We start from the raw sequence: 26,423 nt of genomic DNA, 5'->3' as shown, positions 1-26,423 counted from the left end.
ACCTCTTGGAAGGGGGCATAAATGGCTAAAATTAGTCGGGAAATGCTGTTCGAAATACTCAACGCCATTGGCGGGACAGGTAATATTACACACAGTAGTAATTGTATGACCCGATTGCGGCTGACTTTACGCAATGATTCACTTGCCGATAAAATCAGATTGCAGAAAATCGCGGGCGTCTTAGGCGTCATAAAAAGTGATGACCAACTTCAGATTGTCCTTGGCCCCGGTAAAGCTCAAACAGCCGCAGATATCATGAATACACTGCTCAGTGAATCATATAACTCCAATGAACCAAAACTTCATGTCACTGAGCACTATTCTGAAAACCTAAAAGATATCGCCACCTCAAACAAAAAATATCTCAAAGAAAAACAAACCAGCCCAATCCATAAATTTCTGGCTAAATTTGCCACCATCTTCACGCCTTTAATCCCCGGATTTATTGCTGTTGGTCTGTTATTGGGGTTTGCTACCCTGCTGGAGCAGATTTTTGTCAAAGACGCTGTGCATCCCGACGCGACTTTGGTCGAGATGATCGGTTATATGAAAATCTTTAGCAAAGGCATGTTCAGCTTTCTGAGCATCCTGATTGGCTACAATGCGCAAAAAGCTTTTGGCGGATCAGGGGTTAATGGTGCAATTATCGCATCTTTATTCGTATTGGGTTATAACGCCGAAGCCAACAGCGGGTTCTATTCCGGCATAAATAATTTCTTTGGATTCGCCATCGATCCTCGAGGTAACATCATCGGTGTACTGATTGCCTGTATTCTCGGGGCATGGGTAGAAAAGCAAATCCGCAAAGTCATGCCATCTGACCTCGATATGATCCTGACTTCTGCTATTACTCTGCTTATCATGGGTGCTGTTGCTTTTATCATCATTATGCCCATCGGGAGTTATTTATTTACCACGATGTCATGGCTGTTCATGAACTTGAATGGCAACCCATTCGGCACAGCAATTCTGGCAGGTTTGTTCTTAATCGCTGTAATGTTTGGTGTGCATCAAGGCTTCGTCCCCGTCTATTTTGCCTTGATGGATGCACAGGGTTTCAACTCCCTGTTTCCTGTTCTCGCAATGGGCGGAGCAGGTCAGGTGGGTGCTGCGCTGGCGTTATATCTGAAAGCTCAAAAGGGTTCCTTGTTGCGCACTCAAATCAAAGGTGCCATCATTCCGGGGTTTCTGGGAATTGGGGAACCCTTGATTTATGGCGTAACACTGCCTCGCGTAAAACCCTTTGTCACCGCCTGTCTCGGTGGTGCAGTTGGCGGCTTTTTTATCGGTCTGATTGCCTGGTGGGGATTACCAGTCGGATTAAATAGTGTTTTCGGCCCTTCCGGTTTGGTCGCGCTGCCCCTGATGACCTCCAACAATGGTATCTTCACGGGCATGGCAGTATATGGTGCCGGATTGCTCGTCGCTTACCTATCAGGCTTTATACTGACATTATTCTTTGGCAGTAAAAATATTGACATGAATTGACTCCAGTCCCTAATTTTAGCTAACCCAGATTAAAGGGACGCAAGCGGCGGTCAGCAGCCCCATCGCAATATTAAATATGAACCACGCATGGCGATTTCTTAATAAACAGCCAATCAATGAGCCGAGCATAAGCCAGATTGCACCAGCTATTGCACTGGAGATTAACATTACTGCGCTGATAGCCAATATCGAATTGTTATATAGTGATCCGGGCAGACTGTAACTGCTGACTGCCCCCAATCCCATCAACCATGTTTTGGGGTTCAGGAATTGCAGTAACCAGCCTTGATGAATCTTGATGGGTGTCCCTGTCACCTGCGCTGTACGTAGTTGCTTATAGTGTGAAGTCGCCGTTTTCCAAGCCAACCACAACAAATACAGGCTACCGAGTATTTTCAGACCAGTATGCATCGCAGGGTAGATCAGCAGCAATGCAGCAACACCAAAGGCAGACAGCAATAAAATTGTCTGCATTCCCAATACAATACCCAAACAAAGTGGTACAGAGCGACGGATACCAAAAGTAGCGCCCGCTGATGTTAGCAGCAAGTTGTTTGGGCCCGGAGTGACAGCAGAAATAAACATAAATGTACTAAGCGAGAATAACAAACTTACAGTCATGGGTAGATTCCCCTCACCCAAATGGTCAACATTTCCTTTCAAGAAAAATAGCAGTATGTTATTCCACACACAAGATAACTAATCATGAAATCAATTCATTATGAGTGAGAATTTTTGTCCCCATAAACCACACTGGCTGGCGCCTTATTTAAGGCTATCTCATTTAAAACAATTATCCGAAAAACACTTAATTTCAGAACAATCAAAACATCATCAGGAGCAATTACAATGATGATACCGTGGCAACAACTTGAAACCGATACTCTACTCAACTTAATTGAAAGTTTTGTCTTACGTGAAGGCACAGATTACGGTGATCAAGAAAAAACACTTGAACAAAAAGTACAGGATGTCAAACGTCAGCTTGAACGAGGTGAGGTTCTGCTGGTATGGTCTGAATTACATGAAACTGTCAATATCATGCCTAAAGAGATGTTCCGCCCATAAGGTTTGGCCCATTTTATTCATCATAAGAGACTGATTAAAAAGATAATCCCAATTTTTATTGATAAGGAGTCTGTTCATGTCTGCCAAGTATCCTGTTATTGCAATCACTGGCTCCAGTGGAGCAGGAACGACAACTACCAGTGTAGCTTTTCGTAAGATTTTCCAACAACTTGATGTAACTGCTGCACTCATTGAAGGAGATAGTTTTCATCGTTATACTCGCCCAGAAATGGATGCTGAGATCCGAAAAGCGAAAGAGCAGGGCAGGCATATCAGTTACTTTGGGCCAGAAGCCAATGATTTCAGCATGCTGGAAAAGACGTTTTATGATTACGGGGAAACAGGCAGTGGTCGCTGCCGCAAATACCTCCATACCTATGATGAAGCTGTTCCTTATAACCAAGTACCAGGCACTTTCACACCATGGGAACCATTGCCGTCAAACACCGACATTCTGTTTTACGAAGGGCTGCACGGCGGTGTTGTCACGCCACAACATAATGTTGCCAGCTATGTTGACTTTCTGATTGGTGTTGTACCTATAGTCAATCTGGAATGGATACAAAAACTGATCCGTGATACCAGCGAGCGTGGACACTCTCAAGAAGCTGTCATGGATTCTGTTGTTCGCTCAATGGACGATTATATTCGCTATATCACTCCTCAATTTTCACGCACACACATCAACTTCCAGCGCGTTCCCACTGTTGATACCTCTAATCCTTTTTCTGCCAAGGCCATTCCTTCGTTAGACGAAAGTTTTATCGTGATTCGTTTTCGAGGTCTAACCCAAATTGATTTTCCCTATTTACTGGCAATGCTTCAGGGTTCATTTATTTCCAGTATAAATACTATCGTCGTGCCGGGTGGAAAAATGGGGTTGGCTATGGAGTTAATTATGGCACCGCTCGTCAAACAATTACTGGAAGGTAAAAAGATCTCATGATCTAGGCTTCATTTTATTTTTAATAAAACAGGTAACAAAAAATAATGCCGCCTGTTTTATTAAAATAAATAAGTGATTTATGTGGCTATAAATCAGCCTGATAAAAATCATAACCATGAAGAAGCTAATACATGCAAAAACAACGTGAAATACTTCACTAAAAGGACAGTATTCAGCATTATCTTTCGTTATTATAAATATAAAATCAATAAGACCACGTCTCTAGACCAATTTCTGGTAATCTGATAACCAGTTTAATATGCTGAAGCGATACAAGAGAAGACAGAAACGTTTTCCTGTGTTACAAACAAGTCTACATGCGAGACTGGCAAGGTATATGGGTTAAGATCAATACACTTGTATATTGAAATTTTTATAATCCATATAAAATTCTCGTTTGTCAGTTTTTCAGCAAGTTAATATGTTAATCTATTGACTTTATAAAACTAGCCTTAAGAGAAACGGCCTGTTTCTCACTTCATAAAGGCAGAAATAACAACAGAGGATAAAGCGAATGGTTCTCGGCAAGCCACAAACAGACCCTACTCTTGAATGGTTTTTGTCACACTGCCATATTCACAAATATCCATCCAAGAGCACGCTTATTCATCAAGGCGAGAAAGCAGAAACGCTTTACTACATTGTTAAAGGTTCAGTTGCTGTTCTAATAAAAGATGAAGAAGGTAAAGAGATGATTCTCTCTTATTTAAATCAGGGAGACTTCATTGGTGAACTTGGATTGTTTGAAGAGGGGCAAGAACGTACAGCATGGGTGCGCGCTAAAAGCGCCTGTGAAGTGGCTGAAATTTCTTACAAGAAATTCCGTCAGTTAATTCAGGTTAATCCTGACATTCTAATGCGTTTATCTGCTCAGATGGCAAGTCGCCTGCAAACAACTTCCGAAAAAGTGGGTAACTTAGCCTTTCTGGACGTTACAGGCCGTATCGCCCAAACATTACTCAATCTGGCTAAGCAGCCTGATGCGATGACTCACCCTGATGGTATGCAGATTAAAATCACACGTCAGGAGATTGGACAAATTGTAGGTTGTTCACGTGAAACAGTTGGCCGCATTCTGAAAATGCTGGAAGATCAAAACCTGATCTCTGCACATGGTAAAACTATTGTCGTTTATGGGACCCGTTAGTTCCTGAAAAACCGGGCCAGTGTAATCTACGAGATTCCCACTGGCTTCTTTGTTCTGTTATTGCTTTATCTGGCTGCCAGCTTATTTATCTAACCACCGCGCTATCGCTATATCCAGCCGTGCCATGCCTTTTCTGCTATATCATCCTCAGGAATCACCAATGACGGCGTAAAACGCAGAATACCGTCTCCTGCACTCAATAACATCAACCCCTGTTCAACCGCTTTCTGCAATATATTTCTGGATTTACTCTGATACTCTTTTTTCAATACAGCGCCGATAAGCAGCCCTTTTCCACGAATTTTCTGAAAAATGCCATATTTTTGGTTCAGATTCTCCAATGCGCAAATGATCATATCATGACGTTCTTCCACTCCGGCCAATACTTCTGGCGTATTGATAATATCCAGAGCGGCACAACCAACAGAACAAGCCAGAGGATTTCCTACCATTTCCCTCACCTTGTTTTTATGTTTGCCACATCTAAGTGAAATAATAGTCATTAAATATGAATAAAAAACCACATTATAGCAAATAAAAAAACAGTGGAGTGAGGGGTTTGGTGTTACCAGATTAATATTTAAGAAAATTATTCAACAACTCATGTCCTTGCTCACTAAGAATACTTTCTGGGTGAAATTGCACCCCTTCCAGTGGCAAAGTACGGTGGCGTATCCCCATGATTTCATCCACATCACCATTGCGTTGGCTCCATGCCGTTACTTCAAATGATGCCGGAAGGGTTTCCGCAGCAATAACCAAAGAGTGATAACGAGTGACGGTCAATGGATGATCCAATCCCTTGAATACCCCCTGCTGACAATGATGAAGCAAACTGGTTTTTCCATGCATCACTTCACGGGCTTTGACTATGCTCGCACCAAAAGCTTGCCCTATCGCCTGATGCCCCAAACACACACCGAGAATAGGTAACTTTCCGGCAAAATGCGAAATCGCTTCCAGCGAGATCCCTGCTTCATTTGGCGTACAAGGCCCAGGTGAAATCACTAAATGCGTGGGTGCCAGCTTTTCGATATCTTCAAGCTGCAACTCATCATTGCGTTTAACTAAAACCTCTGTCCCTAACTCACAAAAATACTGATATAAATTGAATGTAAAAGAGTCGTAATTATCTATTATTAATAACATAGGAGTATATCCTACTGATTTTATAGTTTTATAAGTTACCCTACCCACATTAGGGTATTATGCATTATGTATCACGGTAAAATAAAATCAGGTAAACACTATTAACGGCAACGAAGTACTCATCATACCACAGAAGCACTGTTAGAATAGTAGCGACAGAGAAGGGAAACTCAGAGAAGAAAGTGCAACCCAAACAATTAAGGGCGATTATCCGAGTATCTACTTATGGCTTATAACCAATGGATTTCAAGAGACAGCGCGACAGCAAAGGAACCGACAAGTTCGTCGGGAACGAATTTGTCCAGCCAAAGACTGTCCCTTGGTGAGAGGCAGGAACCTCTCATTAATCCCCAGAAACATAGACGGCTATGTGACTGGGGTGAGTGAGAGCAGCCTACAAAACAGCAACTTGAAAGATGAAGGCTTATATCAGATTAAGGCTCGATCTTGGCTGACAAGATCACGATAGGCTTTGCTGGTACATTTTGATAAGGACCAACATTTTCTGTCTTGACCTGAGAAATTTTATCAACCACATCCATGCCTTTTACCACTTTGCCAAAGACTGCATAACCAAAATCACGCTGACCATGGTCAAGGAAAGCATTATCGGTAACGTTAATAAAAAACTGGCTGGTTGCACTGTCTTTATCTGCGGTACGCGCCATCGCGATTGTGCCACGAAGATTACGTAAGCCATTATCCGCCTCATTCTTGATTGGCTCCCTAGTGGCTTTTTGCTTCATATCTTTTGTAAAACCGCCGCCCTGAATCATAAAGCCAGGAATCACACGATGAAAAATAGTGTTGTTATAAAACCCTTCATTGACATACTCAACGAAATTCTTGGTGGTAATTGGTGCTTTATTACTATCCAACTCAAGTTCAATTTCTCCGGCTGATGTCATCAGCTTCACGTGAGTTTCAGCTGCCAATACTGGAGTAGCTATCACACCGATAGCACATGCAGCCATAAGCGACACAAAAATACGTTTAAACATTGATGGTTCCTTTATTTTTGAGGTCAACAATAAAACTCATAACAACAAAACTCATTAAGTGTAATTCCCTATAGGGATAAGTTCCAAATATTTACCTACATTTACGAGTATTTTTAGGTGATTAGAAGAAAATCTATCTATGTAATTTTTATATTCGCATATTTTTGGAAGAGCTATTTTGGGAATAAACTCCATATTAATGCCCTTTCCGCACCAAAGAACATAATTTATCAGAGGATAAAGATTCGGCAATATAGTGATGCTAATTAAAAATTTGAATATAGGATGGTATGAGGTGTTTCCGAATATCAATATTCAACCCGTTTCCCGTAACATCAAAAAGGACTAATCATCCCGTTACCCGGTGGCGAATTTCGTTGATATCGTATGTTATTCCGAGAAAAATAAAATATTATAGAGAAGAGTTAATTAAACAACCTAAGTCATGATATTCAAGTGATCGATTGGCTCTTGTTACAGAAAAATGCGACAACAATATCGACATTAAGTTATGCCTGTCCACAAGCCGCCGCTCTCGGTATAATCACCGCGCTATTTTTTGCGTATTCCTCTGGGAGATAACCATTTTGACCATCAAACACTACAACTATCAAATGACCCACTTTGTCACGAGTGCACCTGACATTCGCCACCTGCCTCAAGATACGGGCATTGAGGTCGCGTTTGCCGGTAGGTCAAATGCGGGTAAATCCAGTGCCCTGAATGCACTGACCCGCCAAAAGAGTCTTGCACGTACTAGTAAAACTCCTGGCCGAACTCAGTTAATTAACCTATTCGAAGTAGAAGAAGGGATTCGTCTGGTGGATCTGCCGGGCTATGGTTACGCTGAAGTGCCAGAAGAAATGAAGCGCAAGTGGCAAAAAGCCTTGGGAGAATATCTCCAGAAACGCGAATGCCTGCTGGGTTTGGTGGTTTTGATGGATATTCGTCATCCGCTGAAAGATCTGGATATGCAGATGATTGAATGGGCTGTTGTGATGCAAATCCCTGTCATGATATTGCTGACTAAAGCCGACAAACTGGCATCCGGTGCCCGTAAGAGCCAGTTGGCGAAAGTCCGTCAGACATTGGCGGATCTGGATGGCGATGTTCAGATCGAATACTTTTCTTCCCTGAAAAAAATCGGCGTTGATAAACTCGAACAGAAGCTGGATATTTGGTTCAACCAGACTGCCATTGAAACTGAGGTGGAGTAATCCGCCTGCGTTCACCGCATCCCATCTACTCAATCCAATCGATTTCAATTTGCTGCTTTGCTAGCTGCAAATTGAAACATGACGAGTATAAATCGGACATAAAAAAACGCCCCAGTCAAAAGAGATGACTGGGGCAGCTAATATTCAGCTAAATCCGATTACGTGAAGTAAAAGGTCTGAAAGATAGAACATCTTACCTCTGTACCCTACGCAGACAACTTTACCCTATTCTTTCAATCAAAAAAAGATTTTTTTGTAATTAATTTTCATCAAATGCCTCGATTCAGCCATTGTTCTTTAATCAAATTAGGTTTTACACTATCTTTAATGTAGTTTAATTACATATTTGTGAGATCCAGATCTAATATAAAACCTAACTGAAATTGTTGTTACAAGCCTCTTCGCTGCGTAATAGGGGTAATCTTCGTCGATTAAATAAACTGTGATTCCATAAAAATCATTCAATAAAAAAATATTTCTGCACAAAGATAAAAGCCTAAAAAAAGAACCGCAAAAATTCGGTTCTTTGATTTCTTCAGCAGATTTTTGATTGGCAAAATATCTGCCTTATTGATTCATCAGTGTGCCTGATCCCAGTCATCACCAATCCCAACATCAACTTTTAATGGCACATCAAGCTGCATACTTTTTTCCATCAATTCTCTGATTTTCTGCTCTGCCATCTCCAACTCAGATTCATGTACTTCAAACACCAATTCATCGTGAACCTGCATGATCATACGTACACCGGGTTTTTCGCTGACTATCCAATCATCTACCGTAATCATTGCCAACTTGATGATGTCCGCAGCCGTGCCCTGCATTGGTGCATTGATGGCTTCACGTTCTGAAGCCTTACGACGCATGGCATTACGTGATTTGATGTCCGGCAAGTACAACCGACGACCTTCCAACGTTTCAACAAACCCATGCTCAGCTGCTTGTTGACGTGTACGCTCCATGTAAGCCAGCACCCCTGGATAGCGCTCAAAATAGAGATCCATGTAGCGTTGTGATTCACCACGCGGAATACCTAACTGGCGGGATAAACCAAAAGAACTCATTCCATAAATCAAGCCAAAATTAATCGCTTTCGCACTACGGCGCTGTTCACTGGTGACTTGTTCCAGTGGCACACCGAACACTTCTGCGGCAGTCGCCCGATGGATATCTTTGCCCTGTGCGAACGCCTCCAGCAATCCTTTGTCCTGTGATAAATGCGCCATAATACGCAATTCTATCTGCGAATAATCTGCTGCCATAATGCGGTAACCTTCAGGCGCAATAAATGCCTGACGAATACGTCTTCCCTCATCATTACGGACAGGAATGTTTTGTAGGTTCGGATCACGAGAAGAAAGGCGCCCGGTTGCGGTCACAGCCTGATGATAGGAAGTATGAACGCGGTTTGTCAGCGGGTTAACCATCTGGGGCAGCTTATCGGTATAGGTAGATTTCAGTTTGGCCAGACCACGATGCTCCAAAATAACCCGTGGTAACTCATGATGTTCAGCCAGCTCTTCCAGCACTTCTTCGTTTGTCGATGGCGCGCCATTTGGGGTCTTTTTCAGTACAGGCAAGTTCATTTTCTCAAACAGAATGACTTGCAGCTGCTTTGGCGAAGCCAGATTGAACTCTTCATCCGCCAACACATAAGCGGATTTTTCCAGCTCATCTAAACGCGCAGTAATTTCCCGTGAATGTTCTGCCAACGTTTGGGAATTGATCAATACACCTGTTCTTTCTATACGGGAAAGCACCTGTACCAACGGCATTTCAATTCCTTGGAACACTTTTTTCAGTGTCTCAGCGCTCTCTAACTGAGGATACATTGCCAGATGCAGTCGCAAAGTCACATCTGCATCTTCCGCTGCGTATTTTGAGGCTTCCTCCAACGGAATTTGATTGAAAGTAAGCTGTTTCTTGCCTTTGCCCGCAATTTCTTCAAATGTCGTGGTTTTATAGCCCAGATAGCGTTCTGCCAGACTATCCATATCATGTCGCCCTCCCACGCTATTCAGTACATATGACTCCAGCATGGTATCAAAAACAATACCATCCAGAGCAACGTCATAACGCGCCAGAACGCCACGATCAAATTTCAGGTTCTGACCAATTTTGGGCAGGTTGGCATCTTCCAGCAGTGGTTTTAATGCTGCAAGAACCTCATGCAGATCCAGTTGCTGTGGTGCATCCAGATAATCATGTCCCAATGGCAAATAAGCCGCTTCAATTTCTGATTCTCCCGCCACAATGGCAAAGGACATTCCCACCAAATTGGCTGTCAGGGTATCAAGGCCATCAGTTTCGGTATCAAAAGAGAATGCCGGGGACTGTTTCAATTTCTCAATCCACTCATCAAGAGATTGGCGCTCAAGGATGGTTTGATAGCTTTCCGGTGAAATTTTGACGGAGGTTGACGCTGCCGCTATCGAGTCTGATTTAGTACTGCCAGAGGCAGGTTTCTGACCTTTACCTTCCAGCCAATTGCCATTCTGCACGTCATTTATCCAGCGCTTAAATTCATAATGATTGAACAGAGCCAGCAATTCATCCACATCTGGTGGCACAACAGCAAGATCGATACAAACCCTATCCAATTCAACGTCAGTTTTAATTGTCGCCAATTGATAAGAGAGGTAGGCCACCTCTTTATGCAGTTCCATTTTTCCGCCCAGTGTTTTAGCACCACGGAAGCTCAGTGTGGCAATCTCATCAAGTCTGGAATAAATGTCATCCAGACCGCCAATACCCTGCAATAGCCCCAACGCGGTTTTCTCACCAACGCCTGGAACGCCCGGGATGTTATCGGAAGAGTCTCCCATCAGGGCAAGAAAATCGATAATCAGTTCAGGAGGAACACCATATTTTTCCGTGACCTCTTCCGGCCCCAGAATAGTATTGGTCATAGTATTAATCAGGGTAATGTTCGGTGTCACCAACTGAGCCATATCTTTATCGCCGGTGCTTATCAGAACAGAGCGGCCTTCTTGGTCAGCCTGCAATGCCAATGTGCCAATAACATCATCAGCTTCGACACCCGGTACAACCAAAATTGGCAGTCCCATGGCTTTGACCATTTTATGCAACGGCTCGATCTGAGCACGCAAATCATCCGGCATAGGAGGGCGATGAGATTTATATTCAGCAAATAGCTCATCACGGAACGTTTTGCCCTTGGCATCAAACACGACCGCCACATGGCTCGGTTTATACTGCATGATTAAACTGCGCAGCATGTTCAGCACGCCATACATGGCGCCCGTTGGTTCTCCCGCACTGTTTGTCAGTGGAGGAAACGCATGGTATGCACGGTAAAGGTATGAAGAACCGTCAACCAAAATCAGGGGATTGTCTGCTATCTGTGCCATAAAATTTTCTTCGTCATTCTGTGGGATAAATAAAGAATAGAATGCCATACTGTGCCGTTATAGACGAATTTTGCGATAATTTTCTCGTGATAACGTGCATTTTATGACAAATACCCTGAACAATGTTCTGTGGATAACTTTGTGCACAAAAAAATGGCATATAAAACAGATTTATGTTTATCACTGTAAAGTGTGCGTAACAGAAGGTAAAAATCAATGAATTACAGAGAATATTAAAGAAATCTTGCAACTACTTAAAAATCACTGACTTGTGGATATTACCGGAGTTTATGTTATGAAAGGGGCTTTTCAGCAAGTATTGTGCCAGCTTTATCATGGCTGGCCCAATACCTATGTTATTTTATATTAATACTTAATGTTCTTATTTCATTACAGCCATCGTTTGCATTACAACCATGGCATGAGTATAATCATGTGACTTATTTTTTGGTTACCAGATAGTTCACAACATCGGAGTATTTTCGGGCATAATCCAGAGCGGTAGCCTCAATTCCACCATTATTAATCTGATATTTTCCATTAACAAAAACAGACGGAACACTACGTAATCCCAAATCCTTGGCTGCCTGACGTTCTTTGGCTGCTACAGATTGTACAATAAAGCTATTCAATGCGGCATCGTAATCTTCACCAGAGACACCCGCTTTGATAAAGGCATTACGAATATCATCCTTAGTATTGATAGTGTGGCTTTTCTGAATACCATCAAACAAAATTGGAGTGACTTTATCTTCAATTTTCATAACGATGGCAACAGCCCAGGCATCCGTCAGAGCTTGTCCCAACGGTCCTAGAAAATCAACATGATAACGCTCATGAGTGACCCCTGCCGGCAGATTTTTCTCAACAGTAGAAATAACGTGGTAAACATTTTCAAACTGATAACAATGGGGACAATAAAAAGAGAAAAAATCTAAAACCTGCGGCTGATTCGCAACCGGCTTTTCTAATTCAACATACTGCTTTCCTTCAGAAAATCCAGTGGCGAACGCATTAAATGCCATCAACGCTCCTACCAATACTAGCCAAAACTTTTTCATAATGGTCTCCAGAAAATTAATATATAGGATTGAGTTGTAAAGGTGGTTCCTGTAACAGCCTAACTTGTTCAGAAAAAAGACTTATTTGTTTAAACCAAAAATCGCTGTCAGCCATCCACGGAAATGCTTTAGGGAAAGCAGGATCTTGCCAACGACGAGCGACCCAAGCCAAATAATAGACCATTCGCATCGCACGCAGAGGTTCGACCAACGCTAATGTTTTTGGATCAAAGTCCATAAACTGACCATATGATTCAAGCAGGATATCCAGTTGAACCAAACGTTCCTGCCGTGAACCATTAAGTAACATCCACAAATCCTGCACGGCGGGGCCATTGCGGGCATCATCAAGATCGACAAACCATGCTTCATCACGCCACAAAATATTACCAGCATGGCAATCACCGTGCAGCCGCAGGGATTGCCAGTTCCCATGCCCGCACCATTGCTCAGCTACCACTTTGTTCAATTCATCCAGTGCGGCCAAAAAACCTTTCTTATATCTAGCAGGAATTAGTTCACATTCAGACAAACATTGATGCGATTGATACAAATATTCGTCAATATTAAGCGTCGGACGGTGAGAAAATGTTTTTTTGCAGCCAATTTGATGCATTCTGCCCAGTAATTTTCCAACATCTTCCAATTGATCAAAATTGTCTGATTCGTACTGACGTCCCCCGACGCTTGGGAAAATGGCAAAAAGGAATCCGCCATAATTCAGTACCGTTTGCCCATCAAACACCAGCGGTGCCGCAACGGGCAAGTCTGCCTGCTGTAATTCATGCGTAAAATCATGCTCCTCTTGGATCTGCTGCTGACTCCAACGCAAGGGGCGATAGAATTTCACGACATAGCGCTTACGATCTTCATCCATGAACTGATAAACACGATTCTCGTAACTATTCAGTTCAGTCAAACCGGAATCGATATACAGGCCAGACTGCACCAACGCATCCATGATTAAATCTGGCGTAATATTCTGGAAATTAAAAGCTTTCGCTTCCGTCACAACACTATTTGTCACAACACAATTTGTCACAACACAATTCTCTCTTTATCAATCTTTAATAATGCCTCTGGCACGTAACAGGGCAGTCTTAAAATCTTCTTCATAATCTTTTTTTAACCCCGGAATTTCAGCATGATTGTCCGTACCGCGCATTTTCAAGTGATAAATCAGAATATCATCTGTAAGTTCAGTCAATGACCCTGTAAAACCCGCTTCACCAGCCAGTTTTTGCAAAAGTTCGATCAAATTTAAATCCGGCTCATTCTTCCATACTGGGTGCAAAAGTTCGATAATTTCATTGAGGCGATGACATCTCATTTCTAATTCCTTATAAATAACTATACAAATTAGCAGGGTTAATGCTTCTGAGAAAGAATTGGTCTGTCAATCAGCGTAAAGTTATACTCCACCTCAAAGCAGCATCGTTAGATATTGATTCACAATGGCTATATATATCCTAACCTTTCATTGCCCAATATCAGGTAATTTAACATGACGCATCCAAAAATCAGTGGCGCAATTCTAGCTGGAGGGCTATCCACCCGCATGGGAGGGAATGACAAAGGATTGTTGCAATTCGATGGCGCACCATTATACCAACACATTGCCACAAAATTGCAGCCACAGGTGAACGAGCTATTGATCAATGCCAATCTCAATCTTGGGATTTATCAACAAAGTGGTTATCCCATCATACCGGATATCATTACCGATTTTTCTGGGCCGCTGGCAGGTATGCTGGCGGTATTGAAGAAAGCCATCCATGAATGGGTGGTCTTTGTTCCCTGTGATGTCCCCGGTTTTCCTGAAAACCTTGTTACAAAACTGTGGCACTACAAACAACATGCCTGGGCCGCTTATGCACACGACTGCCAGCGCGCCCACCCTACCTTAGCGTTAATGCACCGCAGTTTAATCCCCCGATTGGAAAGCTACCTCGCTCTGGGGGACAGAAAACTGATGTTTTTTATGCAGATGATTAAGGCAAAAACGGTCTATTTTCCTAATCCCAGTGCTTTCACTAATTTAAATACACCAGAAGAATGCCATGACTGGGAAAATCAGCATTGGAAATTCTTCCGGGAGTCAGCATGATCCGCAACAGCAATAACACAATGCTGCCCATACTGGGTATCACCGCTTATAGCGGAACCGGAAAAACAACGCTGTTAAAACAGATGATTCCATTGTTGCGTCAGCAGAATATACGGGTTGGACTGATTAAACATACTCATCACAATATGGATGTTGATCAACCGGGTAAAGACAGTTATGAGCTGCGCAAGGCAGGTGCAAACCAGACCTTAGTCGCCAGCCAGCAACGCTGGGCATTGATGACAGAAACCCCAGACTTACCACAATTGGATCTGTACTACCTTGCCAGCCGATTCGACGCAGATTCGTTGGATTTGATACTGGTTGAAGGATTCAAACAAGAACCAATCCCGAAAATCGCGCTTTGCCGAGACGGGCTAAACCATACCATTGATGAAATTCTCGATCCCTATGTAATCGCAATTGCCAGTGATATCACACTGGCAACATCACTACCGCAGCTTGATATTAATCAGCCGGATAAAGTGACAACATTTATCGCCGAGTGGTTATGCCAATAAATAAACGCCCTGATGGTAACGTTAAGGGCGTTTTTCCCAATTTCAATCTGCAACCTTATTTCCGTAAATTAAAGATTGAAACATCCATGAAAGCAAAGAATCCATTTCTGTAGGAAAATTGGTTTTAGAGTGGCAACAAAATCGTCAGTAAGAGCAGGCAAGGCCGATATTAAGGCGGTTTTGTTGGAAAATATGCCAAAAGCCATCAGGATAGCGTTCAATATCACTCTCTAGAAGAGTTGCTTTGTGCCATTCAAATTTTTTGAATCCTGCCTTCTCAATAGCACGCTCGTAATGTTCACGATTCCATCGATAAAATGTGACATCACTCGGTGGCATACTAAGAAACTTAGTTTGATAACGGTTACCACCTTTCCATGATTCTTCACTCAGAATATTTATGCCATAAGCATCAAAGTTACCCATTTTTAATTGAAATTCAGGTGAAAGCGTGTAACTTATTAATTTACCAGAAGGTTTAAGATGGTCAGCAATAACCTGAAACATGGTCTCAAGCTCTTCGGGTGATTCAGCATAGTTGAATAACCAGACAGCAACGACGATATCAAACTTACCAAATGATTTCATATCACAAACATTTTGTACGTGAAACTCTAGGTCATCACCATATTGTTCTGACTTTGCTCTGGCCAGTTCTATCATTTTTTCCGAAATATCCACGCCAACAACTTTTGAAGCTCCTCGTTTTCGCAATTCTCGACCAAAGTAACCGTACCCACAAGCCAAGTCCAAAATCGATTTTCCACGCACATCATCCACCATACCTAATACGGTGCGAACCTCTAATGCACGTTGAGGAGTGCGTTGGATGAACTGTTCATAACTTTCGCCAATAGAATTATAATCTACCTCTTTTTTTACCATGATTATGCCCTCTAATTAATGGTTGTTATATTTCCCCTACTTTCCATGTTCCATGATCTCTGTGGCATCAATAGTGACAGAAATTATTTTTAGAGGGCACAGTCAATCAATGGTACTTTTGGGGAAACAGCCCACATATGAATTGCGGGCTGTCTAAGCACTGAAAAAATACAAGATGATTACACGAGAGAATAACCTGAGAAATCTTTTCTATTACTCACCCTATTTTCTGTTATTCACCTTAATATATTCTCGTTCTTACTTCCCTTCTGGCATCAAACCAACAAAAGCAGTCTTTTTCCGTGGTTCAGTCATCAACGATTCCAGTTTTTCGATACAACGCAGATAATGAGGCGTTTTCTTATGTGCCGCGACTGCCGCTTCGTCAATATAGGCTTCATAAATATAGAAACGAGTAGGAATATTCTCATCACGCAGGACATCAAAGCGTAAATTGCCCGGCTCTTTAATAGAACCGAGGTGATTATCCCGAAATACTTCGATAAACTCGTCTACCTTGTCAGCGTTAACATTAATTTCCACTAGCGTGACGTGCATATTATTCCCCTTTAGCTTTTTCACTCAGGAACAGCTCATAAGCCTGAGCAGGCTTCTCATTGTGATGCACCACCGCCTGTACCGCTTTCAGCATCGCAACAGGCGCTTCGGACTGGAAGATATTACGTCCCATATCCACACCAGACGCGCCCTGATCAATCGCCTGATAGCACATCTCAAGCGCGTCCAGCTCCGGTAATTTCTTACCCCCTGCAATCACAATCGGAACCGGGCAGCCCGCCACGATCCGCTCAAAACCGGTATCAACATAATAGGTTTTGATAATATTCGCCCCCATTTCTGCTGCAATGCGGGTCGCAAGTGAGAAGTAACGCTGATCACGGGCCATATCTTTGCCGACACCTGTCACTGCCATCGTTGGCATACCATAACGCGTCCCCTGATCCACCAGCTTGATAATATTCTTGATGGATTGGTGTTCGTGTTCTGAGCCGATATAAACCTGAGCCGCCACAGCACAAACATTAAGCCGAAGTGCATCTTCCATCGCCACCGCGACAGCTTCATTGGAGAGTTCAGTCAGAATTGAATTAGCGCCAGACGCACGCAGCACCACCGGTTTATTGGTTGCAGGCGGAACCTGGCTGCGTAGGATGCCCCGGGTGCACATCAGTACATCGGTATGTTCAAACAGAGGGGCTATATTTATATCGATACGCTCTAAGCCTGTTGTTGGTCCCTGAAAATAACCGTGGTCAAACGCCAACATCACCGTTTTATTGGTCGCAGGATTGAAAATTCGTGACAAACGGGACTGCATACCCCAATCCAGCGCACCACAGCCCTTCAGTTCAAACAAAGCATTCTTTTGCGGTCTATCAATGCCAAAATCTTTACCGTCTTTGATATCATCTAAATCTGCCATTTCTTCCTCCAGAAAGGTGTCAGAGTCAGGCTGTATTTCACAGCCTTATGAATCAGAAATCGTATTGATTAGAAATTATATTGGTTGATATTCTCTTTGGTAAAAATCACCCTTTCCGGCATAACAACAATGCCATTGCCTTTCGCTTCATAACGGTAACCCTGTACACTATTAGGTGAAATTTCAATGTCGCCAATATCAGGAATATTCAATTTATCTCCCACATCCAGATCGCCTTTTTGCAATATCTCATTGGCAACATGAATAGCTATCTTGCCTTGCTTGACCACATCCCACAGAGCAAATTGTTTGACCGTACCGTTTTCAACATAAGGACGCATCACATTCGGGGTACTGAACCCAACAATCGCAACATCCTGGCGTTTCAGGTTTTCTGCCGCTTGCGCCGCCGCAGGTAGGGCATTGGCATCTGGTGCAATAATCGCATCCAAATCACCCCATGCTTTCAAAATACCTTCCGCAGTCTGCAAGGATTTCGTTGCATCGTTATAACCAAATTGTGTGGTAACAATCTCCCAATTCGGATGCTCTGCTGCAATCTTGGTTTTAGCCTCTTTTACCCATTGGTTCTGATCCGTCACCGTTGGACTAGAATAGAAGAATGCCACTTTCGCTTTTTCTTTTTTCACCTGATTAGCAGCCATATCGACCAGAAGGCCGCCTAGCTGCTTTGGCGTTCCCTGATTGATATAAATAGAACGACATTCTGGTGATGTGTCAGAGTCCCACGTCAATACTTTGACACCTCGTTTCATCGCACGTTTCAACGCTGGACATAAACCATTTGTTGATACCGCCGACACCACGACAGCGTTATAACCTTGATTAACGAATTTATTGATAAGCTGAACCTGCTCCACCATAGTTGACTCTGTAGGGCCATCGTAAATGACTTTAACACCCAATGCCTTGCCGGCTTCCACTGCTCCTTGGCCGCCACTAGTAAAGAAACCAACACCGACTAATTTAGGAATAAACGCAATTTTCTCTGCTGCCTGCGCCCAAGTAACACTCGCTAAACTTAACACAGCAGCCAAAACCAGCTTTTTCATTATCAGTGCTTTCATGCCTATCTCCGCCTATTTTTGCCTCAAGATCATTTATGTTTCAGGATTGTCTTGTACGTTACAGAAATATGCTGTGACTTCATGGCATTTCCAGCTTTCGTTTCTGACATCAACACTACTTAATCTGAACATTTATTTATTAAAAATACTTTTGTTCAAAACTCTAATTCATAATTCGAGATTATTGCAGTATTCCGATCACATTTTGTGAAAAAGTTAGAACCACATTAAAATATGTTCAAATTTTTGTAACAAAGTATCTAGAACATTAGTAGCTTTCATGCTTATTCTTCCCTTGTGGATAAAGAAGTTGTTATGTCGATCAAATCAACTAAGAAACCAACAATCTCAGAAAAAAATGTATTATTCGAGACAATTGACTGCTCTAGTCACAACTACCCAGGAACAGGAAATAGCATGAGTGAAGAAGAACTAATGGCCCGTGTCGCCTGGCTTTACTATCATGATGGCCTGACTCAGGGAGACATCGGTGAATTACTTGACTTAAATCGTCTCAAGGTCTCTCGATTACTAGAAAAAGGGCGACAATCCGGTGTAATTCGCGTTCAGATCAATTCACGCTATGAAGGATGCTTAGCCTTAGAATATGCCTTACAAAAACGTTTTAACCTTAAACGAATCCGTGTATTACCCGCCCTTGATAGTATGAATTTAAATACCCGCCTCGGTGTTGGAGCCGCTCACCTATTAATGGCGCTGACTGAACCTCACCAACTCTTGGCAATTGGGTTTGGTGAAACCCCCATGTGTACTTTAAAGCATCTGAGTGGTTTTATCTCATCCCAGCAAGTTAGATTAGTGACATTGTCCGGTGGTGTTGGCTCTTACATGGCAGGCATTGGCCAACTTGATGCGGACTGTCCTATCAATATTATTCCTGCACCACTACGAGCTTCCACGCATGAAATCGCAGCGACATTCCGCGAAGAACGTAGTGTACAAGATGTTATCCTGACGGCCTGTGCCGCCGATATCGCACTTGTCGGAATTGGTGCTATTAATCAGAAGCAAAATGCAACTATTATGCTTTCTGGCTATATTAGTGATGGTGAACAGCTAATGTTTAGTCGTAAAGGTGCTGTTGGGGATATTCTTGGATATTTCTTCAATGCAGATGGCGAACTGATCGGTGATATCGACATCCATCAAGAATTAATAGGTATCCCCTTACCAGAAATAAAAACTATCCCGAACGTGCTTGGAGTAGCAGGTGGTATCGAAAAAGTAGATGCCATTGTCGCTGCAATGAAAGGGGGTTACATCAACTCATTAGTGACAGAAGAACAAACAGCGAGGGCCATGCTAACTTGATCAACTAATAATTCTTCCATTCCCTGTTCCATATCGAATAAGAAAATAACGATATACGAGGATAGTATCATGAATCAACGCGCTAATGCTCACCCATCACGGAGGTATCTGATGGCGCTTGATGCAGGAACTGGCAGTATCCGTGCAGTTATATTTGATCTAGAAGGGAATCAAGTCGCCGTCGGACAGGCTGAGTGGATACACCAGCCTGTACCTAATGTTGCTGGTTCTATGGAATTTGACCTGAAAAACAACTGGCAACTGGCCTGCCAATGTATCCGGCAGGCACTGCAAAAAGCAGATCTGCCCGCTAATGCGATTCAAGGCGTTGCCGCCTGCTCAATGCGGGAAGGCATTGTCCTTTATAATCGCAACGGCGATCCCATTTGGGCATGTGCCAACGTGGATGCCCGTTCCAGCCATGAAGTCAGCGAGCTAAAAGAGCTTTACAATAATACCTTTGAGTCTGACGTCTATCGCTACTCCGGCCAGACACTGGCACTGGGCGCAATGCCACGTTTGCTTTGGCTGGCTCATCACCGTGCTGATATCTACCAGCAAGCCAGTACCCTGACCATGATCAGCGATTGGCTGGCTTATATGCTCAGTGGCGAACTGGTGGTTGATCCCTCCAATGCGGGTACAACGGGAATGCTGGATTTAACCAGCCGCAATTGGCGACCAAGTTTGTTGGAGATGGCTGGACTTCGTTCCGATATTCTCTCTCCCGTCAAAGAAACCGGCACACTACTCGGCTATATCACGGAAAAAGCAGCGGCCGAATGTGGCCTGAACAGCGGCACACCTGTGATTGTGGGAGGAGGTGACGTCCAACTCGGCTGCCTGGGCATTGGAGTGGTCAAACCTGCTCAAACTGCGGTACTCGGCGGGACATTCTGGCAGCAAGTCGTTAATCTTCCAGAACCCATCACCGATCCGAACATGAACATCCGCATTAACCCACATGTTATTCCAGGCATGGCACAGGCAGAATCCATCAGCTTCTTTACCGGTCTCACCATGCGCTGGTTCCGCGATGCTTTCTGCGCAGAAGAAAAACTGCTGGCAGAACGATTAGGCGTTGATGCCTATAGTCTGCTGGAAGATATGGCGGCACGGGTTCCTGCTGGTGCACATGGCATAATGCCTATTTTCTCCGATGTCATGCGTTTTAAGTCGTGGTACCACGCTGCGCCTTCTTTCCTCAATCTCTCGATTGATCCGGAAAAATGCAATAAGGCAACGCTATTCCGTGCATTGGAAGAAAACGCGGCTATCATTTCGGCATGTAACCTCGATATGGTTTCAGAGTTCTCTGGCATCAAAGCCGATTCTTTGGTCTTTGCCGGAGGGGGTTCGAAAGGAAAACTCTGGAGCCAAATTCTGTCTGACGTTACCGGATTACCTGTCAGAGTGCCTGTCGTGAAAGAAGCGACAGCCTTAGGTTGTGCGATCGCGGCAGGTGTTGGCGTTGGTTTATATGACTCCATGCCCACGACCGGAGAGAAATTAGTGCGCTGGGACCGTGAATATCAACCGAACCTACACTACCGCGAGATTTATCAAAAAGCGAAGAAAGATTGGCAGGCAGTCTATGCAGATCAACTGCATCTGGTGGATGATGGATTAACAACCTCATTGTGGAAAGCACCGGGATTGTGATCCGATATTTAAAGAATAAACAGAGCAAGTCCGGCAGCTTGCTCTGCTACATTAATCATTTGATTTTAAATATGAAAGGATCCACGTTGCATTGAAATTAAAACAAAGAAAAGACAGATTTATTTTAAGAAGGCACAATAATTGACCCTATTACTCATAATAAAGAGTTATCTCATAGTAACAAACTCTTCCGCCGCAGTCGGATGGATAGCAACGGTATTATCAAAGTCCTTTTTCGTTGCACCCATTTTCAGCGCAACCGCAAAACCTTGCAGGATCTCATCCATACCAAAACCGATACCGTGGATACCAACGATTTCTTCATTTTCCCCCACACAAACCAGCTTCATCCGGCATGGCTGACGATGTTGCGTCACAGCGGTATACATCGCGGTAAATGATGATGTATAAACCTTAACTTGCTCATCACCATACTGCTCTTTTGCCTGCGGTTCCGTCAGACCAACAACGCCAATCGGTGGGTGGCTGAATACAACCGTTGGCACATTAGAGTAATCCAGATGCTCTTCCGGTTTATTATTGAACAGACGCTCTGACAAACGACGACCTGCCGCAACTGCGACCGGTGTTAATTCCACCGCACCGGTGTTATCACCAACTGCATAAATACCGTTAACATTGGTATTCTGGTACTTATCGACTTGGATATAACCTTTTTCACTCAGTTCAACACCGGTGGCAGACAAACTCAGATTATCTGTCATTGGCTCACGCCCAATCGCCCAGATCAAGGCATCAACCGTCTGCTTTCTACCATCCTGCAACTGAACGGTCAGGCTGCCATCACTATTCTTAATCACAGACTTTAATATTGCTTCCGTGTGCAGTGTTGGCCCTTCTTTTTTAATAACTTCCAGCAGAGTATCAACGATCAATGGGTCAAAAGTACGCAATGGTGCATGCTTGCGGACAAACAGATGAGTTTCACTACCCAGCGCATTCAAAACACCCGCAATTTCCACTGCAATATAGCCAGCCCCCACTACAGCAACACGTTTTGGCATCTCATCCAGTTCAAAGAAACCATCTGAATCAATGCCGTATTTCGCACCGGGAATATCAGGGCGAGCAGGACGACCACCTGTTGCAATCAAAATATGGTCAGCTGTGATCCTTTCACCATTAACCTCAACAGTATGTGCATTAATAAAACGGGCAATACCCTGAATAACATCTACCTTATTATTACCCAGTACTCGCTCATACGACTGATGAATGCGATCAATATAGGCAGTACGGCTGGCGATCAGTTTTTTCCAGTCAAAACGATTAACTATAGTATCAAACCCATAATCGGGACCATATTGATGAATAGACTCCGCAATTTGGGCGGCATGCCACATTACTTTCTTTGGTACACAGCCCACATTAACACATGTTCCGCCCAATGCTTTTGCTTCAATCAGGGCACACTTCTTCCCATACATGGCTGCACGGTTAATGGAAGCAATGCCACCACTGCCACCACCAATTGCAATATAATCGTAATGTTTTTTACTCATCTTAGGTCACTTCCGTCTAATCAATTAACTTACTGGCTAAAGTTCAACCTGGCGCTTAATATTACAAAAAGTTATCATCGGCTGCGGACGTTTCTGGCTTTTATTGCCATAGGGCACAGCTATTAAAATGATTACACCACACTGAACTTTCACCTTATTCAGGTACAATCCACTCCACTGAGGTATGTCCTGTTCCTTCAGGAACCAGTACCTGATGCAGCCACGGCAACACAGATTTCATCTGCTGTTCTAATTTCCACGGCGGATTAATGACTATCATGCCTGATGCCGTCATACCACGCTGATCACTATCAGGACGCACGCCAAATTCGATCTGTAAAATTTTACGGATACCTGTTGCTTCCAGTTCTTTCATCATGCGTTTGATTTTCTGGCGCAGCACAACGGGATACCACAATGCATAAGTGCCGGTTGCAAAACGCTTATATCCTTCCTGAATGCCCTGAATAACATTCTGATAATCCGATTTCAATTCATAAGAGGGATCAATCAACACAAATCCACGGCGGCTTTTTGGAGGAAGTTTTGATTTCAGCTGCTGAAAACCATCTTCCCGCAGGGCACGCGCACGTTGGTCACGGGAAAATTCCGTACGTAGTAAAGGAAAATCACTGGGATGCAATTCGCTCAGATTAAGCTCATCATATTCCCGCAACAAATGACGGGCAATCAGGGGAGAACCCGGATAATAGCGCAGGGAACCATTTGGATTCAAGGCTTTCACTACGTCTATATACGCAGTCAATTCCTCAGGAATATCATCACGCTGCCAAATACGGGCAATACCTTCAAGATACTCTCCCGTACGCTCCGCATACTCTCCGGTCAATTGATGACGACCTGCGCCAGCGTGGGTATCCAGATATAAGAAAGGTTTTTCTTTTATTTTAAACGATTCAATGATCAGGCTTTGCACCGTGTGCTTCAACACATCAGCATGATTGCCAGCATGGAAGCTGTGACGATAACTTAACATTAATTTATTTCCTATTGATTTTTAATCAGTTTTAGTTTCACATAAGGCGAATAAATCAATTTATTACCCCACGAATTACCCCACAAATCATTGCACGAGCACTAAAACACAATAAAGCATAGTAACAAAGTCAGTGCCGTTATAGCATCTTAAAAAGCATAATGTAGGATAAAGAGAACGTGAAGCGTGGGGAAACGGATTACCCCACAGGGAAAAAGTGAGGCCAGAGTGCTAATCAATGGGTTTAATGCGTGACCAAATTCTGTTTTTAAGTCCATTTAATTGTCATACTTGAATAAGTACCACTACTTATTTTAATATTCTGAATTAAAAATAAATTTCGATTTAATCTGATAAATTTGGGATAGCTATGCGATTTACTCATGACAAAAAAATCAGGAAGTCAATAATTAAACTATTTACACTTACAGAACAAGTTACCTTACTCAAAAGTTTTGCATTAGTAAAAAATGAAACATCCGATGATTTTACCGCTTGGATAAAATGGCTGGCCTATGAAAATATGGAATCTGTAAAACGAGCCACTCTATTTTTTATTATAATTGACATTGCATTATATATAATGACCTCCAAAGCTAATTGGTTAAATTACCTTTTCTTTATCTATTTATCCGTTTCCTTTTTGAGAATATTAGAACAAGCTAAAAACATCGGTTACAGTTATTCCATAGGTATAAAACTGTTTTTGTTCGCTCTCACTAACAGAATATTTTTCGAGCCTAGATCAGAACACAATTCTAGTAAACCGATAAATAAAAAAAGAAAAAAATCTATATAGAGAAAAACTCTAAACTAAGGAAATTAATTATATACCAATCTAACTTGAAGATGCAGGTTTTAAAATCTGAAAGTTGTCAGTAAGTCGAGTCGTGAGTTCTTTCGCTTTTTCTGGCAACGTGACATGAAAAAAGTGACGAAGGGTTTCACGAAATGTCTTCGCATCCGGAAAATAAACATTGTTACGTACTTGCTCATTCATATACTTCCACAATCGCTCTATCGGATTGAGATTCGGGCTGTAAGGCGGTAGGTAATGCAATTCAATATTAAGGACATACGCCATCTCTTTCACTAATTCTGCTCGGTGGTAACCCGCCCCATCCAGAATAATATGGATTTTTTGCGAAAGCGGGTAAGTTTCCCGGAGCGCCCCGAAGAAATACGCGATGTTTTCAGCATTGATACTTGGATATTCACGGATCACGGTGTCTTCAATTCGTTGTAAATTGAGGGCTCCCAGAATATTGAGACGGGTACGGCTGCCGGTGGTTTCGACCACTTTTACCTGATTTTTCCCTGCTTTCATCCAACCATAGCTGAGCTTTGCGGACTGTGAAGGATGCACCGCATCAATAAATAGGATAGGTTCATTTTGACCCGCCCGGTCTTTAAGAGACTGGTAGTCATCAATAAATTGTTGCTGTTGATCCGCATCGAATTTATGAGGCACTCCCTTTGGCTTTTTGTAGCTGAAACCCTGGCGGTGAAGCCATTTCGTCATTCCGCCCACGCTGAAAGACACCTGCCAACGTGCTCGGACGTAAGCCACAATTTGGGCGGTGGTATGCATCAAATTTGTCGTCAAATAATCAATCAAGTCGGCGGTTTGTTCGGTAGAGAGATGGCTTTCAGAACCGCCATTTTCCGGGGTGAGCTTTTCCTGAGCGATAAAATCTTTTAGGTGACGGCTTACCGTACTTTCATGAATACGTAAGGCCTGTGCAATCATCTGAGCAGTCCAGCCCTCTGACGCCAAAAGCACCGCCTTGATGCGATCACAAACTCGACTGTCGCGCGTTGTATCATGCATCAATTCGAGGGCATGTTTTTGTTCTGGTGTCAGATGAATTTTCATGGCTGCAAGCATGATCGGGTTTGGATAAGAAATCAAGCATCTTCAATGGCGATTGGTATAAAAACGTTCACATTTAAAGAACAATTGGCTTTAATTAGAAATTTCTCTTTTGAAAGAGAAACAACTGATGGAAATTTTCTTGCCTGGATAATAATAGATTCCGATGCTTATTTTTCATCATCAAGAATGATGCTAATTTGTATTTTTATTCTTTTTATAGTAACCATAATACAACAGCCTGACGCAATATATTATATCCCTCTTATTTTTCTGATAGTTATGCTACCCATTAGCATATTAATTCCTATAATTTTAAATCACTGCATCACAGGTTATAAATTCATTACCTGCATAAAATTATCTTATTTTCAAATAAAAGTGAAACTTTCTAAATTATAGATCATTCTTATTATTAATTATGTTAAGTTAATCAGATAAATTACCTGATTAACTTATCTTGTGGCCGAAATACTATTTTCGTCTAATTGTAAATGAATGAACAATAATATACACAAGGCGGAGTTACCTAAGATACCATAA

General features: G+C 42.8%; 26 protein-coding genes. 10 read left to right on the top strand and 16 right to left on the bottom strand.

The window, feature by feature from the left end; all coding sequences use genetic code 11:
- Window positions 1-21: 21 nt before the first annotated feature.
- Entirely contained in the window at window positions 22-1,488 is a 1,467-nt protein-coding gene (murP, locus tag AC5JQI_RS01575; protein ID WP_493913489.1) for a PTS N-acetylmuramic acid transporter subunit IIBC, read from the top strand.
- A gap of 15 nt (window positions 1,489-1,503) precedes the next feature.
- Here murP and AC5JQI_RS01570 read toward each other — a convergent pair whose 3' ends face one another.
- Complete coding sequence (locus AC5JQI_RS01570) at window positions 1,504-2,109, bottom strand: LysE family translocator (RefSeq protein WP_493913488.1); 606 nt, start codon at window positions 2,107-2,109, stop codon at window positions 1,504-1,506.
- Window positions 2,110-2,337: 228 nt separating this feature from the next.
- On the opposite strand from AC5JQI_RS01570, the gene AC5JQI_RS01565 reads away from it, so the two are divergent.
- The 3 genes from AC5JQI_RS01565 (at window position 2,338) to crp (ending at window position 4,649) form a co-directional block, all read left to right on the top strand.
- Complete coding sequence (locus AC5JQI_RS01565; RefSeq protein WP_323855014.1) at window positions 2,338-2,556, top strand: YheU family protein; 219 nt, start codon at window positions 2,338-2,340, stop codon at window positions 2,554-2,556.
- Window positions 2,557-2,632: 76 nt separating this feature from the next.
- Window positions 2,633-3,502, top strand: coding sequence for a phosphoribulokinase (locus AC5JQI_RS01560; protein WP_493913487.1), 870 nt, complete (start codon window positions 2,633-2,635; stop codon window positions 3,500-3,502).
- 514 nt (window positions 3,503-4,016) lie between these two features.
- On the top strand, window positions 4,017-4,649 hold the full coding sequence (gene crp, locus AC5JQI_RS01555; RefSeq protein ID WP_004240730.1) for a cAMP-activated global transcriptional regulator CRP: 633 nt from the start codon (window positions 4,017-4,019) through the stop codon (window positions 4,647-4,649).
- A gap of 107 nt (window positions 4,650-4,756) precedes the next feature.
- Here the strand turns inward: crp and AC5JQI_RS01550 are convergent, their stop codons facing one another.
- The 3 genes from AC5JQI_RS01550 to ppiA form a co-directional block, all read right to left on the bottom strand.
- Window positions 4,757-5,101, bottom strand: coding sequence for an aminotransferase class III-fold pyridoxal phosphate-dependent enzyme (locus tag AC5JQI_RS01550; RefSeq protein ID WP_493913486.1), 345 nt, complete (start codon window positions 5,099-5,101; stop codon window positions 4,757-4,759).
- A 121-nt stretch (window positions 5,102-5,222) separates the two neighbouring features.
- Window positions 5,223-5,798 carry an aminodeoxychorismate synthase component II gene (locus AC5JQI_RS01545; protein ID WP_092553477.1) on the bottom strand — a complete coding sequence of 192 codons (576 nt, stop codon included), beginning with the start codon at window positions 5,796-5,798 and terminating at the stop codon, window positions 5,223-5,225.
- 434 nt (window positions 5,799-6,232) lie between these two features.
- Window positions 6,233-6,799, bottom strand: a complete 567-nt coding sequence (gene ppiA, locus AC5JQI_RS01540) for a peptidylprolyl isomerase A (protein ID WP_493913485.1) — start codon at window positions 6,797-6,799, stop codon at window positions 6,233-6,235.
- Between the two features lie 587 nt (window positions 6,800-7,386).
- Here ppiA and yihA point away from each other — a divergent pair.
- A complete protein-coding gene (gene yihA / locus AC5JQI_RS01535) occupies window positions 7,387-8,016 on the top strand; it encodes a ribosome biogenesis GTP-binding protein YihA/YsxC (RefSeq protein WP_493913484.1) in 630 nt (209 codons plus the stop codon).
- Window positions 8,017-8,160: 144 nt separating this feature from the next.
- Here the strand turns inward: yihA and spfP are convergent, their stop codons facing one another.
- The 5 genes from spfP to AC5JQI_RS01510 all read right to left on the bottom strand — a co-directional run bounded on the left by spfP (window position 8,161) and on the right by AC5JQI_RS01510 (window position 13,778).
- Window positions 8,161-8,208: a small protein SpfP gene (gene spfP / locus AC5JQI_RS01530; protein WP_438361642.1), complete on the bottom strand. Its 48-nt coding sequence runs from the start codon at window positions 8,206-8,208 to the stop codon at window positions 8,161-8,163.
- Window positions 8,209-8,594: 386 nt separating this feature from the next.
- Window positions 8,595-11,387, bottom strand: coding sequence for a DNA polymerase I (polA, locus tag AC5JQI_RS01525; RefSeq protein WP_493913483.1), 2,793 nt, complete (start codon window positions 11,385-11,387; stop codon window positions 8,595-8,597).
- 440 nt (window positions 11,388-11,827) lie between these two features.
- Window positions 11,828-12,448, bottom strand: coding sequence for a thiol:disulfide interchange protein DsbA (gene dsbA / locus AC5JQI_RS01520; RefSeq protein ID WP_237387558.1), 621 nt, complete (start codon window positions 12,446-12,448; stop codon window positions 11,828-11,830).
- A gap of 16 nt (window positions 12,449-12,464) precedes the next feature.
- Window positions 12,465-13,460 carry a serine/threonine protein kinase gene (locus AC5JQI_RS01515; protein WP_493914584.1) on the bottom strand — a complete coding sequence of 332 codons (996 nt, stop codon included), beginning with the start codon at window positions 13,458-13,460 and terminating at the stop codon, window positions 12,465-12,467.
- Between the two features lie 48 nt (window positions 13,461-13,508).
- Window positions 13,509-13,778 (bottom strand): YihD family protein, encoded by a 270-nt coding sequence (locus AC5JQI_RS01510; protein ID WP_493913482.1) that lies wholly within the window; start codon window positions 13,776-13,778, stop codon window positions 13,509-13,511.
- A 174-nt stretch (window positions 13,779-13,952) separates the two neighbouring features.
- On the opposite strand from AC5JQI_RS01510, the gene mobA reads away from it, so the two are divergent.
- Both mobA and mobB read left to right on the top strand, forming a co-directional pair.
- A complete protein-coding gene (mobA, locus tag AC5JQI_RS01505; protein ID WP_493913481.1) occupies window positions 13,953-14,555 on the top strand; it encodes a molybdenum cofactor guanylyltransferase MobA in 603 nt (200 codons plus the stop codon).
- Window positions 14,552-15,076: a molybdopterin-guanine dinucleotide biosynthesis protein MobB gene (gene mobB / locus AC5JQI_RS01500; protein ID WP_493913480.1), complete on the top strand. Its 525-nt coding sequence runs from the start codon at window positions 14,552-14,554 to the stop codon at window positions 15,074-15,076. Before mobA ends, mobB begins: the two co-directional genes overlap by 4 nt.
- Before the next feature lie 144 nt (window positions 15,077-15,220).
- Here mobB and AC5JQI_RS01495 read toward each other — a convergent pair whose 3' ends face one another.
- From AC5JQI_RS01495 to lsrB, 4 genes are all read right to left on the bottom strand, one after another.
- Window positions 15,221-15,961 carry a class I SAM-dependent DNA methyltransferase gene (locus tag AC5JQI_RS01495; protein WP_493913479.1) on the bottom strand — a complete coding sequence of 247 codons (741 nt, stop codon included), beginning with the start codon at window positions 15,959-15,961 and terminating at the stop codon, window positions 15,221-15,223.
- Between the two features lie 258 nt (window positions 15,962-16,219).
- The gene (gene lsrG, locus AC5JQI_RS01490) at window positions 16,220-16,519 is read right to left on the bottom strand and encodes a (4S)-4-hydroxy-5-phosphonooxypentane-2,3-dione isomerase (protein WP_237387553.1); all 300 of its coding nucleotides are present in this window, start codon (window positions 16,517-16,519) and stop codon (window positions 16,220-16,222) included.
- A 1-nt stretch (window position 16,520) separates the two neighbouring features.
- Entirely contained in the window at window positions 16,521-17,405 is an 885-nt protein-coding gene (gene lsrF, locus AC5JQI_RS01485; RefSeq protein ID WP_237387552.1) for a 3-hydroxy-5-phosphonooxypentane-2,4-dione thiolase, read from the bottom strand.
- 68 nt (window positions 17,406-17,473) lie between these two features.
- Complete coding sequence (lsrB, locus tag AC5JQI_RS01480) at window positions 17,474-18,493, bottom strand: autoinducer 2 ABC transporter substrate-binding protein LsrB (protein ID WP_493913478.1); 1,020 nt, start codon at window positions 18,491-18,493, stop codon at window positions 17,474-17,476.
- Window positions 18,494-18,808: 315 nt separating this feature from the next.
- Here lsrB and lsrR point away from each other — a divergent pair, with 315 nt between their 5' ends.
- Together lsrR and lsrK are read left to right on the top strand one after the other, a co-directional pair.
- Window positions 18,809-19,825 carry a transcriptional regulator LsrR gene (lsrR, locus tag AC5JQI_RS01475; RefSeq protein ID WP_493913477.1) on the top strand — a complete coding sequence of 339 codons (1,017 nt, stop codon included), beginning with the start codon at window positions 18,809-18,811 and terminating at the stop codon, window positions 19,823-19,825.
- Between the two features lie 69 nt (window positions 19,826-19,894).
- A complete protein-coding gene (gene lsrK, locus AC5JQI_RS01470) occupies window positions 19,895-21,487 on the top strand; it encodes an autoinducer-2 kinase (RefSeq protein ID WP_493913476.1) in 1,593 nt (530 codons plus the stop codon).
- Window positions 21,488-21,654: 167 nt separating this feature from the next.
- Here the strand turns inward: lsrK and gorA are convergent, their stop codons facing one another.
- Both gorA and AC5JQI_RS01460 read right to left on the bottom strand, forming a co-directional pair.
- Window positions 21,655-23,010 carry a glutathione-disulfide reductase gene (gene gorA, locus AC5JQI_RS01465; RefSeq protein ID WP_493913475.1) on the bottom strand — a complete coding sequence of 452 codons (1,356 nt, stop codon included), beginning with the start codon at window positions 23,008-23,010 and terminating at the stop codon, window positions 21,655-21,657.
- A gap of 154 nt (window positions 23,011-23,164) precedes the next feature.
- Entirely contained in the window at window positions 23,165-24,007 is an 843-nt protein-coding gene (locus AC5JQI_RS01460) for a 23S rRNA (adenine(2030)-N(6))-methyltransferase RlmJ (protein WP_493913474.1), read from the bottom strand.
- A 370-nt stretch (window positions 24,008-24,377) separates the two neighbouring features.
- Between AC5JQI_RS01460 and AC5JQI_RS01455 the strand changes: the two genes are divergently transcribed.
- The gene (locus AC5JQI_RS01455; protein WP_493913473.1) at window positions 24,378-24,806 is read left to right on the top strand and encodes a hypothetical protein; all 429 of its coding nucleotides are present in this window, start codon (window positions 24,378-24,380) and stop codon (window positions 24,804-24,806) included.
- A 39-nt stretch (window positions 24,807-24,845) separates the two neighbouring features.
- Here the strand turns inward: AC5JQI_RS01455 and AC5JQI_RS01450 are convergent, their stop codons facing one another.
- Complete coding sequence (locus AC5JQI_RS01450; RefSeq protein WP_493913472.1) at window positions 24,846-25,883, bottom strand: IS630 family transposase; 1,038 nt, start codon at window positions 25,881-25,883, stop codon at window positions 24,846-24,848.
- Window positions 25,884-26,423: the final 540 nt, after the last annotated feature.

The sequence above is a fragment of the Xenorhabdus sp. XBWT genome, assembly GCF_059072735.1.
This window is presented reverse-complemented; position numbering and strand designations above follow the sequence as displayed.